Here is a 15517-nt window from a genome sequence, read left to right as displayed (position 1 = left end):
GGGAACAACGGCCCTGCCGGGATCGTTCTTGCCGCGATGCCACAGGGGAAACGCTGTCGTGCGTTTCAGGGTGGCCCGTTCGACCGTTAAGGACCCTACCGATGCGTCTGACTTCTTTCGTGATCGCTTCTGCCCTCGTTGCGGCGACCCCGGTCCTCGCCCAGTCGCCCTCGGGCAACGTGAGCCAGCCTGAGCGGGCGGTTCCGCAGGCCGGCAGCACCACCCGCGGTCCGATCGACAATCCCTCGACCCGTGGCATGGCTCCCAATCCGGACGCGGCGCCTGTCGCTCCCGGTGCGGCCGGCATGGGTGCTGGCGATTCGGCCAAGGGCGGCAACGCCGACCAGAACAACCGCACCGTCCCCAACACCGGCAACACCTCGGGCGGCCCGGCTCGCTGAGCCAAATCGCCCTCGATCATCTCCGGGTGAAGGGCCGGCTCCGAGAGGGGCCGGCCCTTTCGCGTTCCGGCGTCTGGTGCAGACCGAGCCCTGATCCGGAGCCCAATCCGCGGTCGGGCGAGGAGACTGGCGGGTCGGGGCACCGGCGCTCGCGAGCCGCGAATCGGGAACCCCTGCGGCGGGCATCGGTTGACCCCGCACAACCCCGGATCGAGAGGAGGTAATCCATGGCCAACCCAGGCCTACCGATCCCAGAGCCCCTGCCCGGCGGCATCCCCGGCGACCTGCCGATGCCACCGCCCCCCGACCAGGACCCCGACATCGGGCCGACCGGCCCCCGGTCTCCCTACCCGGTGGACGACCCCGGCATTGGCGAACCCGGCGGCCCCGGTTCCGAGCCGGACTACCTGCCCGGCGGTCCGACAGATCCCGGCGTGAGAATGTAGGCGCCCGTCAATGGTCCCCGTGCGAGGCGCGAACGTCGCGCGGGGCACTCAGAATCTCCGAGAGGCTCGTCGCGACGTGACGGGCCTCTTCGTCCGTCAGGCGCAGTTGAAAAGGCGGCAGCGCACCTGCCTGCAGGGCGACGACGGCTTGGCCCTTGTCGTCGGTCCCCACCTCGATCACCGACGAGGTCACCTCGAGCATGGCGATGTCCTCGTCGCTCAGGTCCTCGATCGTGTCGGCGTCGTCCGGTTCGTCGATGGCGGTGAGGAGATGGCCGACCGCCCGCACCAGGGCGCGGGCCGCCCGCGCGTCCATCACGACGGCGGTCGATTGCTCGTCCTTCTGGAAGGAGAGCTGGATGTTCGCGCCTTCGAGGGAAACCGAAATACCCGCCATGGATCGCCTAACTGCCTGGGGCCGAACTCTTATATGCACAGCCGGGCGCGAAGAACACAGGGGCCGGTTGCGGGGTTTCGGGGGGCTGCGGCAGCGGATGCAGGCGAAACGCCTTGTTGCCGCCGCATCCTCAGCCTAAGTAGTGGGTAGCGGGCCGAGGTCGAGCGGTCGCCTGTCTCAGCCGGCGTGCGAGACCTTAGCTGTTCCCGCAGGACTGAAAATACCCTGGCGTGCGACGCTCAGCGATGAGCCACCACGGTGGGGACGTGAACGATACGAGGTTTTATTCGTGAATACCGGCACTGTTAAGTGGTTCAACGAGACCAAGGGCTACGGCTTCATTCAGCCGGATGACGGCGGCAAGGATGTGTTCGTTCACATCTCCGCAGTCGAGCGGGCTGGCATGCGCAACCTCGTCGAGGGCCAGAAGATCTCCTACGAGATCCAGACGGACAAGCGCAGCGGCAAGGATTCGGCTGGAAACCTCCAGGCGGCCTGAGGCCCCTCCGACGTCGTGCCCATCGGGCTGGCGTCACCACGCCGGATGATAAGACCGGTCTCCGCTTTCCGACGACCTTCTCCCGTGGGAGATCGTTGCCGGATGGCACATACGACAGACGATATCCAAGCAAATCTGGAGCGAGTCGCCCGAGGGCGACCTCCTAGGACACCTGAAAGCCAACACACAACAACATGCTGTTCGAATACACCCGCCAGCGCGGAGCGCGTTCGCCCGTGACCGATGCGGTTACCTTCAAAGTGGCCCGCCTGAAACAGGCGCGGACCGGTGACGTGAAAAGCCTGAACGATGGCGCCGTCGACCTCACCGATCGGATCGATCGGTCCTACAACTATCATTCGCCTCGTGAACTGCGGTGGCATCTGGCCGAGCGTTTCGGGCTCGCCCCTTCCGCGATCGCCCTGCGCGAAAGCGTCCGGGCCTGATCGACGGGACGCCCGACGGACGGTGATGTCACCGTCCGTGCAGGCTCGGCCCTAAAAGCCTAGCCCGACGCGTAGCGACCGATCCTTCACGATACGATAGCAACGACCATCGCCGCCGCACCGCAAAGTGTGGCGGTTTTCATATGCGCCGGCCGAAGGCGTCGATCACGGCGTGACGCAGGCCGCCGCAGACCGCGACCAGCTCGCCGTGGACGGGATCCGGGCGGTTGTAGGCGGTCGGGGTGCCGCCGGGGTCCGTGACAGCGCCACCCGCCTCGGTGAGAAGCAGATCGGCGGCCGCCAGGTCCCAATCACGGGCATCCGACGAGACAAGCCCGACGTCGATCGAGCCTTCCGCGACCCGCGCGATGCGCAGCGCCAGCGACGGCACGCGGTCGACCTGCACCATCGGCGGCTTCACGCCGTCCCGTGTCCCGCCCCGTGCCAGCCGCTCGATCATCGGCTTGGGTCCGGTGACCCGGGCGCCGGCGAGGTCCGCCTGCGCCGAGGCCGCGATCGGAGTGCCGTTGCAGGTGGCGCCACCCCCCGCCACCGCTTCGTAGAACCGGTCCGGTACCGGCGCGTGGACGAAGCCCAGCACCGGTACGCCGCCGGCCAGGAGCGCCACGGCGATCGACCAGTCGGGATGGCCGGACAGGAAGGCCCGGGTGCCGTCGATGGGATCGACGATCCAGACCAAATCGCTGCCGAGGCGCACGGCATCGTCAGCGGTCTCCTCGGAAAGCCAGGCCGCCTCCGGCAGCAGGCCGCTCAGCCTGATCTTGAGGAAGGTGTCCACGGCGACATCGGCCTCCGTCACCGGCGATCCCCCGGCCTTCGACCAGATCCGTGCCCGTGTCTGGCCGCCCGCCTGGAAGAACGGCAGGGCGAGATCGGCTGCCTCGCGGATCGTCTCGCGCAGCGCCGGCAGCAAGGCCCGAGCGGCGTCGGGGGACATCGAGGCGGACATGCGGCTCCGGGGACTGATCGGGGTGGGGCTGAAGGGCTTTTCGTGAACGGCCGAAGACCGGTCACGACGTGACTCGGGGCGGCTACCGTCGCGTTGTAGGGCGGCGCCGGGGACGCCACAAGGATCGCAGGCGCCGCGGGTGCCTTCCCGTTTCGCGGATCGAGGCAAGGAACCGTTGAGCATTCCGGCCGCTTTCACCCCGGCCACGATCGCTTAACTGTCGCTCTTAAGGAGGACAGAGGAGTTGCGAGGCCAATGTTCTTGTCATGACGCACAGCCCGACTGTGCCCGGCACGAGCTAGAAGGCAATACTCGCGATGAAGACTTTCGCAACCATCTCCGCCGGCGCCCAGGCCGGAATCGTCCAGGACGATGTGGCGCCGCTCGCCCACGATGCGGTGGTCTCGCGGCTGCCGATGTTCGGGCGGATCGGCGGTAGCGCCACGCCCGCCGGCATCGCCCTCAGCTTCGCCGCGGGCGATGCCGAGACCTGCGGCGAGGATCGCTTCGCCCTGCTGATCGTCGATGCCGCCGGCGCCACCCTCAGCCGCCTCGGCCCGTTCGACGAGGACGACGTGGTGGCGCTGTGGCGCGACGTGTCGGCGAAATCGGGCCTGCCGCGGATGATCGTCCGCGAGGACGGCGAACTCGCCACGGTGTCGCGCCAGATCGGCCCGGTCGCCCTCGGGGCCACCAAGGCGCGTCGCCGCCACGGGTTCCTCACCAACCGGCGCCCCCGCTTCCTCGTGCGGCGCAAGACCGGTCAGCTTCCCGTGCGCCCGCTCATCCACCGCGGCGAATCGGAGATCGTCGGCGGCGCGCTGTCTTGAGGTCGGGTGAAGGTTAGAGAAGACCCTGCCAGGCCGCATCGGCGGCGAGGCCGGCAAACAGGATCAGGCCGGCATCGCGGTTGGATCGGAAGAGGCCCAGGGCTCCGTGCCCGTCGCGTGCGCGCAGACGCCGGACCTGCCATCCGAGATGGGCGGCGAACAGGCCGACGCCCAGCGCCCCGACCATGCCCATGCCCGCCTGCCAGCCGGCGGCGAAGACGAGGGCCGCAGCCGCGCCGTAGCACAGGCCCACGGCCAGCCTGACCCGCTCGCCGAAGAACCGCGCCGAAGACCGGATGCCGGCGATCTCGTCGTCCTCGATGTCCTGCAGGGCGTAGATCGTGTCGTAGCCGATCACCCAGGCGACGGTGCCGCCGTAGAGCAGGAGCGCGGGGGCCTGGAGCCCACCGAACAGGGCGACCCAGCCCATCAGCGCGCCCCAGGAGAACGCCAGCCCGAGGACGAGCTGCGGCATCGGCATGACGCGCTTCATGAACGGATAGATCGCCACCGAGACCAGCGAGGCCACGCCCACCGCGATGGCGACGGCGTTGAACTGCACCAGCACGGCGAGGCCGACGAGGGCCTGCACCACCAGGAAGACGGCGGCCTGTCGCGCCCGGACCTGCCCGGAGGGGAGAGGGCGGTTGCGGGTGCGCGCGACCTGCGCGTCGAGGTCGCGGTCGGCGATGTCGTTGTAGGTGGATCCGGCCCCGCGCATGGCGATGGCACCCACGAGGAACAGGACAAGGTGCCAGGGATCGGGCAGGGCACGCCCCGCTGCGATCGCCGCGAGCGCCGAGGACCACCAGCACGGCAGCAGCAGCAGCCACCAGCCGATCGGCCGGTCGATCCGCGCCAGGCGCAGGTAGGGCCGCGCCGGGCGTGGTGCCCGGCGATCGACCCAATGCCCGCTCACCGCATCGGCGACGCGGTCTTCGACGACCGGCGGGGCTGTCACGCCGGCAGGCTCAGAGGGCGCCCTGCGGCATCTTCAGGCTGCCGGTGAGGCCGGGGCCGCCGAGCAGGCCGCCACCGCCGCCGCCGTTCTGGGCCTGGGCGCGGGCCTGGGCCTCCATCTTGGTGGCCTGGGCGGCGACGTTGCACACCTTGGTGCGGATGCCGACGACCTTGGTGTGGTCGGCCTTGAAGCCCTCGGCGAACGAATCGGGGATCGAGCACCACTCCTTGTTGGCGGAGATCCACTTCAGGCCCTCGGTGCCGTTGGACTGGAGCTTGCCGAACAGGGCGCAGGCGGCCTGCGGCGTCATCTTCACCTTGGCCGACGAGGCCACGTTGGCCTTGGCCACGAGGTCCTTGCGGGCCTGCAGCGTCTTCTGGATCTCGCCGCACTCGGCGCTCTGGGCCAGGGCGGGACCGGCGGCCGCGAGACCGCCGAGCAGTGCCGTCATCGCCACGGCGATACGCATGAAAGACATTTCAAGACCTCCCTCTCCTCGCCCGGCTCGAGGGCGACATGCCCGAGCCCGAGCGACCTCGCCGTCGCGACACCATGGGTCGCGGGCGGCTCGTCCGCTGCGACGACCTCGATCAGCGCCCGTTTCCGCATAGGAATGTGGCGTCTTTCGAGCCGCAAACGATCGCAGCGTCCGACGTGTGGGCAAAGGCGCAAAAACCGGTCGGTGTTGTATTTATGCAATGCCGCGTTCCGCGCCGCGCCGCACGGCCGTTGACAGGGCTCGGGCAACCGCGCGACCAAGCGCGCCATGGCCGCCTACGACTTCACCGCGCCCCGCCTCTACATCGACCGGCCGCTGTCGGCGGATGCGGTTCTGCCCCTGGACAGGGCGCAGGCGAACTATCTCCTCACCGTCATGCGCCGGGTGCCGACGGACCCGGTGCTGGTGTTCAACGGCCGCGACGGCGAGTGGCGCGCCGAGATCGCACAGACCGGCCGCAAGAGCGCCGACCTGCACCTGCGCGAGCGGTTGCGGCCGCAGCCGGCGGCCGCGGACCTGCATTACCTGTTCGCGCCCCTCAAGACGGCGAGGCTCGACTACCTCGCCCAGAAGGCCGTGGAGATGGGGGCCGGCACCATCCGCCCGGTGTTCACCCGCCATACCCAGGGCGAGACCATCAACGCCGACCGCCTGCGCGCCAACGCCATCGAGGCCGCCGAGCAATGCGGCATCCTCGCCATTCCCGACCTGCCGCCGGCGGTGCGCCTGCCCGCGGCCCTCGCCGACCTCGCCCCGGACCGGCTCCTGGTGTTCTGCGACGAGGACGCGCCGATCGCCGATCCGATCGCCGCCCTGAGGGCGGCGGCCGATCCCGCCACGCCGCCGCCGCTGGCGGTGCTGATCGGACCCGAGGGCGGCTTCTCGCGGGAGGAGCGCGACCTGGTCTCGGCGCGGCCCAACACGGTCGCCCTGTCGCTGGGGCCGCGTATCCTGCGGGCCGATACCGCCGCCGTGGTGGCACTCGCGCTGGTGCAGTCGGTGCTCGGCGACACACGCTGATGCCACGGCGCGTTGTCCGCCCTTGCCCGCTGGACTAAGGAGCCCACATCGGCCGTGGCGGTTCCGCCCCGATCCGGCGCGCCTTCCTGCAAGGGGACGGTCCGTCCTCTTTTTTCCGCCGTACTTTTTTCGTGAGGCAGCGCATGGCGCGCGATACGTCCGACACCACGCCGCTCACCACGCGTGACGAACTCGTCGCGTGGTTTGCGGCCGGCGAGAAGCCGCGTTCGCAGTTCGCCATCGGCACCGAACACGAGAAGATCCCCTTCTACCGCGCCGACAACCGCCCGGTGCCCTACGAGGGGACACGCGGCATCCGCGCCCTCCTCGAAGGCGTCGCCCGTCGCACGGGCTGGGAGGCAATCGAGGATGCCGGCCATCTCATCGGCCTGGCCGGCGCGGAGGGCGGCGCGATCTCGCTGGAGCCCGGCGGCCAGTTCGAGCTGTCGGGCGCACCGCTGCCCGACGTTCACGGCACCATGGCCGAACTCGGCGCCCATCTCGACGCCGTGGCCGCGGTGGCCGAGCCCATGGGAATCGGCTTCCTCGACCTCGGCATGAGCCCGAAGTGGACGCGGGCCGAGACGCCGGTGATGCCCAAGAGCCGCTACCGAATCATGGCCGCCTACATGCCGAAGGTCGGCACGCTCGGCCTCGACATGATGCTGCGCACCGCCACCGTGCAGGTGAACCTCGATTTCTCCTCCGAGGCCGACATGGCCACCAAGATGCGGGTGGCCCTCGCCCTGCAGCCGGTGGCGACGGCGCTGTTTGCCAATTCACCCTTCGCCGACGGGCGGCCCAACGGTTTCCTCTCCCGCCGCTCCGAGATCTGGCGCCATACCGATGGCGACCGCACCGGCATGCTGCCGCGCGCCTTCGAGGCGGGCTTCGGCTACGACGCCTACGTCGAGTGGTTGCTCGACATGCCGATGTATTTCGTCAAGCGCGGCGAGACCTATCACGACGTCTCGGGCGCCTCCTTCCGCGACCTGATGGCGGGGCGGCTCGCCACCCTTCCGGGCGAATACGCCACGGTATCGGACTGGGCCAACCACGCCTCCACGGCCTTCCCGGAGGTGCGGCTGAAGCGCTTCATCGAGATGCGCGGGGCGGACGTCGGCGGTCCGGCGATGATCGCCGCGCAGGCGGCCTTCTGGACCGGTCTGCTCTACGACGCCGACGCCCTCGCCGACGCATGGGAGCTGGTGCGGGAGTGGACGTCGGCGGAGCGCGATTCCCTGCGCGCCACCGTGCCGCGCCTCGGGCTCGCGGCCACCGTGGGCGGCCGCAGCGTCGGTGCGGTCGCCGCCGAAGCACTGGCCATCGCACGGCGCGGGCTGTCGGCGCGCGGTCGCCGCGACGGTACCGGCCGCGACGAGTGCGTCTATCTGCGCCCCCTGGAGGAGATCGTCGCAGCCGGGCGATCCCTCGCCGAAGAGCGCCTGGCCCTCTTCGAGGGCGAATGGCAGCGGTCCGTCGAACCCGCCTTCCGAACCTGCACGTTCTGAGCGCCGCCTGCCCGGGGCCTCCCGGGCAAGCCGCGCGCATTTCTCGGGCGAGCCGCGCGCGTTTCTCGGGCAAGCCGCGCGCATCCGATGACGGCGTGTCCACACGCACGCATGGAACTCATCCGTTCGGCTATGGTTCATCTTGCCTGTTGCAGAAACAGCATACTTCAAGAGATGGAGATTTTCCGCATGTCGCGCATCATGTCTCTCGCCCTCGCCGGAACGACCGCCGTCGCCATGACCGCCGGGTCCTTCACCCCGTCGCAGGCCGCGCCGTTGGCCGCAGTGAACGCCAACCAGATCGCCGGTCAGCCGGCCCATGTGGAGGAGGTCCGCTATCGCGGCGGCGGCTACTACGGCGGTGGCTACGGTCGCGGGTACGGCCGTCGCGGTGTCGGCGTCGGCGGTGCCCTGGCGGCCGGTGCCGCCCTCGGCATCATCGGTGGCGCCCTCGCCGCCAGCGCCGCTCCCCGTTACGGCTACTACGACCGCGGTTACGGCTACGGCGGTGGTTACGGTGGCGGCTACGGCTACGGCGGTGGTTACGGCTATGCCCGCCCGGTCTACGGCTACGGCTACGCCCGTCCGGTCTACGGCTACCCGGCCTACGGCTACGGCTACTGACCGTAACGACCGACCCTCGAGACAGGCCCCGCCGGCGCGACCGCCCGGCGGGGCTTTTTCATGAGATGACCAGTGTTCGGGTGACAATGTCGGACGATCTCGTCGAACTCGATCTCACCGGCCTGAAGTGCCCGCTGCCGGTGCTCCAGACCCGCCGTGCCCTGCGCCGGCTGTCCCCCGGACGAACCCTCGCCGTCGTCTGCACCGATCCGCTAGCGGCGATCGATATTCCCCACCTCGTGCGGGAGGAGGGCGACCTCCTCGAAGGTCAGGGACGGCACGGCGAGGCCATCCGCTTCACGATCCGCCGGGGAACGCGGGTTTTCGCGCCCGAGTGACGGCCGTTCGCCCTATGCCGGTGCACCGAACCGGTACGCCTGCCTCAATCGTGCTCCATCTCGTCTGGTACCCGGCCTTTGGAGCCGGGAGCGTCGCCGCGGGCGACGGTCGTCCGGCCGGGAAAGGACAGCATGGCACCGGTGATCCGCGGCACCCGTATTCTGCACGATGGCTGGAGCCGGTTCCTCGTGGCCGAGATCACCCTCGAAGACGGAAGCCGGATCAAGCGCGAGATCGAAGACCACGGTCGTGCCGTCGCCGTGCTGCCCTACGATCCGGTGCGCCGGGTGGCCCTGCTCGCGGAACAGTTCAGGCCGGCCGCCTTCTTCGCCGCCGGAATTCCCTCCCTCCTCGAGGTGCCCGCCGGCCTCCTCGACGAGCCCGACCCGGAGGAGGGCGCACGGCGGGAGGCGAGCGAGGAGGTCGGCGTGACGCTGCGCGACCTCGAGCACGTCACCTGCGGCTGGAGCATGCCGGGGATCTCCACCGAACAGATGGACTTCTACCTCGCTCCCTACGGCGCCGCCGACCGGCACGGGGAGGGCGGCGGCCTCTCCGAGGAGCAGGAGACGATCACCGTCCACGAGATCGCCCTGTCGACCCTGGCGGCGATGAGCGACCGGGGCGAACTCACCGACCTCAAGACCCTGATGCTGGTCCTGACCCTGCGGGTACGCCATCCCGACCTGTTCGCCGCCTGACGCGGGCCGCGATCACAGGTTCGAGGAGACGCGGTCCGCCTTGGGTCGCATCGGTCCCGGAGGATCGCTTCGTCCGTCGGAGAACTCCGTTCCGATCAGCGCCAGGAAACGCCAGGAGCGGACGAAGTACCGGTGGAACAGGCGCCGGGGATCGTGGGCGAACCGGTACAGCCATTCGAGCCCGTTGCGCTGCATGAAGACCGGCGCCCGGGTCTGCAGCCCCGCCGCGACGCTCAAGGCGTCGCCCACCGCGACGACCAGGGGAGCCCCGAGCGCCGTCCCGTGCTGGTCGACCCAGATCTCGGAACGCGGCGCGCCCACCGCCATCACGAGGAGCGTGGTGCCATGGGCCTTCACGCGCTGGGCGAGGTCGGCCCCGTAGACGGCGTCCCGCTCGAAGCCGGTCGGCGGGACCGCCACGGCCACGGCGTCCGGCGTGCCGCCATCCCTCAGGATCCTGGCCCTGGCGGCGTCGGCCACCCGGTCGCTGGCACAGACGACGAAGACCCGGCGCTGCGGCGTCCAGGGTTCGCCCAGGGCCTCGGCGAGGATGTCGTGGCCGGTGACGCGGCGGGCGTCTCGCTGCCCCCGCAGGAGCGCCAGCCAAACGAGCGGCATCCCGTCGAGGGTCCGCGCCGCGGCGCCGTCATAGGCGCGGCGGAAGGCGGCGTTCTCGGACAGGCTGATGATGTGGTCCATGTTGGCGGTCACGACGAGGCGCGGCCGGCCGTGGTCGGCAGCCGCGGCGGCGGCGAGCACCTCCCGCGCGCTCCCCTTCGTGAAGTCGAGACCGAACAGTTTCAGGCCCATTCATTCGATCCTACCGCGCCGCACGCATCCGCCGTCGACGTTGCGGGGCGCGCGCCCAGCCATACCGACTTCCATCCAGGGCCCCAACACCATCGACGCCGCCGGGAATACGGAATGCCCGTTGCGAACATCGGGCCACTGCGGCGCGTCGCCCCGGCCACGGGTCAGGCGTCGACGGCGCGAAAGCTGCGGCCCGGGATCACCACGTCCGGTTCCCGGCGCTTGCGGTCGCGACCCGCGCCCAGGAACAGCGCGATGAGGGCGCCGAGCAGCACGCCGACCCCGAGGGCGAGGGGCAGGACCACCTTGGGGGAGGGCGGCCAGCTGCGCACCCGCGCCGGCGTCGCCGACGAGATGATGCGCACGTTCGCGTTGTTGAGCCGCTCCTGTTCGTTGGTCTCGCGCGAGCGCCGCAGGAAGGTTTCGTAGACCGCCTTGCGCGCGTCGAGCTCACGCTCCAGTTCGCGTAGGCCCACGTTGGCGCGGTCGTTGGCGGCGGTCTCGGCCTTGGCGCCCTCCAGGCTCTTGCGGATGGCGGCCTCGCTCGCCGCGGAGCGGTCGTAGTCCTTCTTGGACGTGTCGATGATCCGCTCCTTCTCGCGCTGGATCAGGCGCTGGAGGTCGCGCTGCTGGGCGTATTGCTCGGCCATGGCCGGGTGGCGCTCGCCGAGTCGGGTCGCGAGCTCGGCGGTGGTGCGCGAGAGCGTCGCGTATTGCTGGCGCAGGTTCTGCATTTCGGTGGATTGCAGCATCTCGGGCAGGGCGGTCCCGGCCTCGCCGGCCCGCATCCGCTTGGCCTGGTCGAGGCGCTCGCGGGCCTCGGCGGTGCGGATCGAGGCGGTGACGAGCTGCTGGTTGAGGTCGCCGAGCTGCTGGTCGCTCAGCAGCCGGCCGCTGGTGCTCACGAGCTTGTTGTCCTGGCGATAGCGCACGACCTTGCGCTCGGCCTCCTCCACCGCCTGTCGTAGGGCGGCGAGCCGGCCGGTGAGCGATTCCGAGGCGCGCCGGGCGATGTCGGTGCGCGCGGCGGCTTCCTCCGCGAAGAAGGCGTCGCCCATGGCGTTGGCGATCCGGGCAGACTTTTCGGGCTCCTGAGTCTCGACGATGACGTCGATGACGAAGGTCCGTTCGGGCCGGCGCACGGTGGTCTTCAGCCGAAGGGAATCGAGGGCGATGTTGACCGGATCGCTGCCGCCCGGCGGCGGCTCCATGCCGAGCACCTGCTTGACGCTGTTGACCAGCGGGCTGGTGGAGGGCGGCCGTAGGAACTCGTCGTCGGAGGCCAGGTCGAGCTTGCGCACGACGCGCAGCAGGACGTTGTCCGACTGGATCACCCGCACCTGACTCTCGGCGAGCGAGACGCCGCTGTCGGCCTGTGGCGTGCGGTTGCTGATGTCGTTGTCGAGCACCCGCAGGTCCGCGGGGTCCACCAGGATCTGGATGCCGGAGGCGTAGCGGGGCGCCAGCATCGTCAGGGCGGCCACCGCCACGGCGACCATGAACAAGGCCGTCAGCACGATGAAGCCGAAACCCTGGCGCAGGCGCCGCAGGATCGCCCGGCCGTCGAGGCCGGGCTCGACCGGCGCCGCCATGGTCACCGGTTCGCCCCTGACGTCGTTTCCGAAATCGAACATCTGCCGTGGTCCCCGAACGCTACGCCGCCACTCTCCACAAGACGCAGGATCGTGCCGTTTCGGCACGATCGGCCCTGCCGACGCCAGTTGCACACGAAAATTCGCATCGGGCGTGCCATGGTTTTCGTGCCGGCCTTCCGCTCTCGCCCCGTCGGACAGGAGCGGCGACAATCGCCGGCCGGTCAACGCGTGCGTCTACCGAGATCGCGATCCCCGGTGCATGACCGAGGGCGGACCCGCCGCAGGGCCGTCGCGGGATGCGGCTGCGGCCTTTTCACGATTAGGGCCCGACCACCGCCTCCGGATCGTCCGCGTAGGCCTCGACGCCGCGAACCAGGAAGGCCCGGAAGCGTTCGGCGTCGGCGCCGGCCAGGGCGTTCCAGCGGGCGACGTTGGGTCTGGCGCGGGCCGCCAGCTCGCCGAGCCGCCCTGTCCGGACCGCCTCGATCAGGGTCGCGGCCGCCTTGCCCGGATCGTCCGGAGCGATGAAGAGGCCGGAGGAACCCAGCACCTCGGCGAAGACCTCGCCCTCGGGCGCCACCACCGGCATGCCGCCATGCTGGAGTTCGAGCAGCGGCAGGCCGAGACCTTCGGCGCGTGACGTCGAGATCAGGAGGTGGCAGCGCCCGGCCAGCGCCTTCAACCCGGCATCGTCGAGATAGCCGTGCAGGGTGAGGAAGGGAGGCGGATCGGCGAGGAAGGCATGCTGCCCCCAACCGGTCCGGCCGACGACGTGAAGCTCGGCCGGCATGCCGGCGGCGTTGAGGGCGGCGACGATGGCGATGGCCGCCGGGTAGTCCTTGCGTGGTTCGATGGTTCCCACCGCCAGCAGGCGCAGGGGATCGCCGGGCCGATGGACCGCCGGGCCGCTCATGTCGGCGAGGCCGAAGACATCGCGCACCGGCGGCCGCAGCAGGGCGACCAGGGCATCGTCCCGGCAGAAGGCGCGCAGGGCGGCGCCGGTGGTACGCGAGATGACGAGGAACCGCTGCCCGAAGCGCGCCGCGAAGCGGAAGCTCGGCGCCATGTAGACGCGGCTCTTCCAGTTCAATTCCTGCGGCCGCGTGATGAGAAAGGTGTCGTAGACGTAGGTGATGCACCGTTCGCCGAGGAGCACGCTGAGGGGGCCGGGCGGGAAGCCGGGGAAGACGAAGAGCGCCGACCGGTCGGCGAGGCCCAGGGCCGGCAGCCCGACCTGCTGCCAGGCGACGAGGCTGGCGAGCCCGCTGCTCCTGATCTCGCGCACCTCGTGCGGCGCCAGGGTCTGCGAGGACACGAGCTCCATCGCCACGCGCTCGATGCCGGTGACGTGGCCGCGCAGGTGGGTCTGGTCGACATAGATCCGCCTGCGATCGGATGCGCTGGTCATCGGGACGTCCCGTTCAGGCGGCGCCGGGCGAGGCTGGCCAGGTGGAGGAAGCGCCGGAGCCACGGCGGCATTCCCCGCCCCAATACGGCGTGCTTGGCCCGGCGCAGGTATCGCGTGGCGGCACCCCTGTCGGCGGGCACCGTTCCCCTCTCCCCCGGATGGCGGCGTGCGGCGAAGGCGTAATACCCCAGGAGATCCGGCGACAGCCGGACGCGGCCGCCGAGGGCGCTCGAGGCCGCGAAACCCTCCCGGCGGGCCACGTCGTCGAAGCGCAGAGCAGCCGCCGCGTAGCTGTTGCGGTTCTCCAGCGCGATGCGGCCCCAGGCGCCGAGATCGCGGCGCAGGCCGGCATCGTCGATCAGCCGCGCGAGCAGGGCCGCGAGCGCCATCGGGTCGGTGGGGGCGAGGAGGCCCGAGACGCCGTCGATGACGGCGGTGGTGAGGCCGCAGGAGCGGTAGGCGACCGTCGGCGTTCCGCACAGCCCGGCTTCGATCGGCGTCTGGCCGAGGGTCTCGGTCTGGCTGGCGGTGAGGTAGATGTCGCAGGCGCGGTACCAATCGGCCAGCACCGCCTCGTCGCCGATCGGCCCGGTGCTGATGAGATCGGGCAGGCCGAACACGGACGGATCGTCGAGCCGCCCGGCCGCCACGAAGCGGATGCCCGGCCTCGCCACGCGACGGAAAATCGCCACCAGATCGGCAAAGCCCTTACCCGGTGCATCCACGATCACCGCCCCGAACATCACGATGACGTCGTCCGGCGGCAGGCCGAGCCGGCGCCGCAGGTCGGCGCGGTCGCCGGGGCGAAAGACGCCCGTGGGGAAGGCGAGGTCGATCTGGGCGATCCGCGTCGAGGCCGGCGCGAGATCGCGCGCCGCCTCTCGCGTCCAGGCGGAATTGGCCAGGAGCAGGGGCGCGCCAGCCTCCACCAGCACGTCACGCTTGTCGGCATGCGCACGCGCGATCCGGCTCGGGGCCAACTGGGGATAATAGTTCGGTGACGGGCAGGCGGCGCTGCAGCCGTTCGCGATGATCGCGCACCCCTTGGGAAAGGCGCAGCGGCCGGTGAGCGGAAACAGGTCGTGCAGGACGGCGACGACCGGCAGGTGCTTCCCCAGGCGGGCGAGGACGCGGGTGCTGCGGGTGGTGCCGTGGAGGTTGCCGGCGAGGACGAGGTCGTGGCCGCCCGCGAGGATCGCCTGTTCCGAGCGCGGAAAGGCGTCCGTCCATTCGGCGGCGGCCGGCGGCGATTCGTCGGCGAGCCTGACGTGGGCGATGCGGTGGCCCGCCAGGCCCAGCGCCTCCGCCAGGCGGCGGTGCGCGATGCCGGCGCCGGCGGTATAGCCGATGTCGGTGAGCGAGACGATCGACAGGCCGGCGGCCGGCGGGTGCGCCCCATGGACCTCGGCGTCGACACGCTGCAGCACCACCGGCCTGCCGACCCGCGCGAGGTGGGCGCCGTTAGCGGCCATGCGCCGCCAGAGGTCTGCCATCGGCTGCGTGCCGGACAGGTCGAGGCCGCCGGCCCGTTCAACGGCGCGCCGGTCGAGGAGCCATTCTCCGAAGCCGGGTGGGGCGGCGTCCTGTATCGCCGGGGCGGTCGCGCCGATTCGGCCGGGGGGATGGGCGACGACGTCGATGGCGAGGACCGCACGGTCGTAAAGGACCCGCAGGCCGGTCACCACCTGCGCCCCCGTCATGGCCGCTTCGAACGCCATCGCCGCCACGGCATCCGGTGCGAGGAGGTCGCCCGCGCGCAGCACGATCACCGCATCGGCATCACGGTCCGCGACCGAGCGTTCGAATGTCGAGGGGCTCGCCGCGGCGATCCGGTGGTCGAGTGCCGGGTAGGTCTGGCGGTGGATCGCGGCCAGTGTCGCCGCAAGGCCGGTGGCGTCGCCCTCTTCGAGGACGATGACGGTGACCGAAGGCCAGGGACTACCGTCGGGAAGGGCAAGGGGCAGAGGCGGGGAGGGGTCGGCATCGAACGGCCACCCGGAAACGCCGTGCGCCGCCTCGCCGAACCGCGCCGTTCCAGGGTCCGGGACCGTCGCCAGCAC

At 70.6% G+C, this 15517-nt stretch carries 18 protein-coding genes; 10 read left to right on the top strand and 8 right to left on the bottom strand.

Annotated features, from left to right (window positions below; genetic code table 11):
• Positions 1-101 precede the first annotated feature (101 nt).
• Together ASF39_RS08935 and ASF39_RS20390 are read left to right on the top strand one after the other, a co-directional pair.
• A complete protein-coding gene (locus ASF39_RS08935) occupies positions 102-401 on the top strand; it encodes a hypothetical protein (protein ID WP_056282909.1) in 300 nt (99 codons plus the stop codon).
• Between the two features lie 227 nt (positions 402-628).
• Positions 629-847, top strand: a complete 219-nt coding sequence (locus ASF39_RS20390; RefSeq protein ID WP_056409316.1) for a hypothetical protein — start codon at positions 629-631, stop codon at positions 845-847.
• Between the two features lie 7 nt (positions 848-854).
• Here the strand turns inward: ASF39_RS20390 and ASF39_RS08930 are convergent, their stop codons facing one another.
• Positions 855-1244, bottom strand: coding sequence for a hypothetical protein (locus tag ASF39_RS08930; protein WP_055887760.1), 390 nt, complete (start codon positions 1242-1244; stop codon positions 855-857).
• Positions 1245-1533: 289 nt separating this feature from the next.
• Here ASF39_RS08930 and ASF39_RS08925 point away from each other — a divergent pair, with 289 nt between their 5' ends.
• On the top strand, positions 1534-1743 hold the full coding sequence (locus ASF39_RS08925) for a cold-shock protein (RefSeq protein ID WP_055887763.1): 210 nt from the start codon (positions 1534-1536) through the stop codon (positions 1741-1743).
• 194 nt (positions 1744-1937) lie between these two features.
• On the top strand, positions 1938-2189 hold the full coding sequence (locus ASF39_RS08920) for a hypothetical protein (protein WP_055887766.1): 252 nt from the start codon (positions 1938-1940) through the stop codon (positions 2187-2189).
• 139 nt (positions 2190-2328) lie between these two features.
• On the opposite strand, the gene ASF39_RS08915 is transcribed toward ASF39_RS08920, so the two are convergent.
• A complete protein-coding gene (locus tag ASF39_RS08915; protein ID WP_082494454.1) occupies positions 2329-3159 on the bottom strand; it encodes a 3'(2'),5'-bisphosphate nucleotidase CysQ in 831 nt (276 codons plus the stop codon).
• Between the two features lie 317 nt (positions 3160-3476).
• On the opposite strand from ASF39_RS08915, the gene ASF39_RS08910 reads away from it, so the two are divergent.
• Positions 3477-3989 (top strand): DUF6101 family protein, encoded by a 513-nt coding sequence (locus tag ASF39_RS08910; protein ID WP_056282906.1) that lies wholly within the window; start codon positions 3477-3479, stop codon positions 3987-3989.
• Between the two features lie 13 nt (positions 3990-4002).
• Here ASF39_RS08910 and ubiA read toward each other — a convergent pair whose 3' ends face one another.
• A complete protein-coding gene (gene ubiA / locus ASF39_RS08905; RefSeq protein ID WP_056282903.1) occupies positions 4003-4950 on the bottom strand; it encodes a 4-hydroxybenzoate octaprenyltransferase in 948 nt (315 codons plus the stop codon).
• 10 nt (positions 4951-4960) lie between these two features.
• Complete coding sequence (locus ASF39_RS08900) at positions 4961-5419, bottom strand: hypothetical protein (RefSeq protein WP_244472354.1); 459 nt, start codon at positions 5417-5419, stop codon at positions 4961-4963.
• Between the two features lie 297 nt (positions 5420-5716).
• On the opposite strand from ASF39_RS08900, the gene ASF39_RS08895 reads away from it, so the two are divergent.
• The 5 genes from ASF39_RS08895 to ASF39_RS08875 all read left to right on the top strand — a co-directional run bounded on the left by ASF39_RS08895 (position 5717) and on the right by ASF39_RS08875 (position 9644).
• Positions 5717-6469 carry a 16S rRNA (uracil(1498)-N(3))-methyltransferase gene (locus tag ASF39_RS08895; protein WP_056282900.1) on the top strand — a complete coding sequence of 251 codons (753 nt, stop codon included), beginning with the start codon at positions 5717-5719 and terminating at the stop codon, positions 6467-6469.
• A gap of 143 nt (positions 6470-6612) precedes the next feature.
• The gene (locus ASF39_RS08890) at positions 6613-7980 is read left to right on the top strand and encodes a glutamate--cysteine ligase (protein WP_056282897.1); all 1368 of its coding nucleotides are present in this window, start codon (positions 6613-6615) and stop codon (positions 7978-7980) included.
• Between the two features lie 189 nt (positions 7981-8169).
• The gene (locus ASF39_RS08885) at positions 8170-8604 is read left to right on the top strand and encodes a hypothetical protein (RefSeq protein WP_056283504.1); all 435 of its coding nucleotides are present in this window, start codon (positions 8170-8172) and stop codon (positions 8602-8604) included.
• Positions 8605-8690: 86 nt separating this feature from the next.
• Positions 8691-8942: a sulfurtransferase TusA family protein gene (locus ASF39_RS08880; protein WP_056282894.1), complete on the top strand. Its 252-nt coding sequence runs from the start codon at positions 8691-8693 to the stop codon at positions 8940-8942.
• Between the two features lie 132 nt (positions 8943-9074).
• A complete protein-coding gene (locus ASF39_RS08875; RefSeq protein WP_055887784.1) occupies positions 9075-9644 on the top strand; it encodes an NUDIX hydrolase in 570 nt (189 codons plus the stop codon).
• Between the two features lie 12 nt (positions 9645-9656).
• Here ASF39_RS08875 and ASF39_RS08870 read toward each other — a convergent pair whose 3' ends face one another.
• From ASF39_RS08870 to ASF39_RS08855, 4 genes are all read right to left on the bottom strand, one after another.
• On the bottom strand, positions 9657-10454 hold the full coding sequence (locus ASF39_RS08870; protein ID WP_082494453.1) for a WecB/TagA/CpsF family glycosyltransferase: 798 nt from the start codon (positions 10452-10454) through the stop codon (positions 9657-9659).
• Between the two features lie 164 nt (positions 10455-10618).
• Complete coding sequence (locus tag ASF39_RS08865) at positions 10619-12088, bottom strand: GumC family protein (RefSeq protein WP_056282891.1); 1470 nt, start codon at positions 12086-12088, stop codon at positions 10619-10621.
• 280 nt (positions 12089-12368) lie between these two features.
• Entirely contained in the window at positions 12369-13457 is a 1089-nt protein-coding gene (locus tag ASF39_RS08860; protein ID WP_055887789.1) for a glycosyltransferase, read from the bottom strand.
• On the bottom strand, positions 13454-15517 hold the full coding sequence (locus tag ASF39_RS08855; RefSeq protein ID WP_244472328.1) for a glycosyltransferase: 2064 nt from the start codon (positions 15515-15517) through the stop codon (positions 13454-13456). Before ASF39_RS08855 ends, ASF39_RS08860 begins: the two co-directional genes overlap by 4 nt.

The sequence above is a fragment of the Methylobacterium sp. Leaf108 genome (genome assembly GCF_001423265.1).
Classification (GTDB): domain Bacteria; phylum Pseudomonadota; class Alphaproteobacteria; order Rhizobiales; family Beijerinckiaceae; genus Methylobacterium.
Note: the sequence above shows the minus strand (reverse complement) of the source record. Positions and strands in the feature narration are given on the sequence as shown.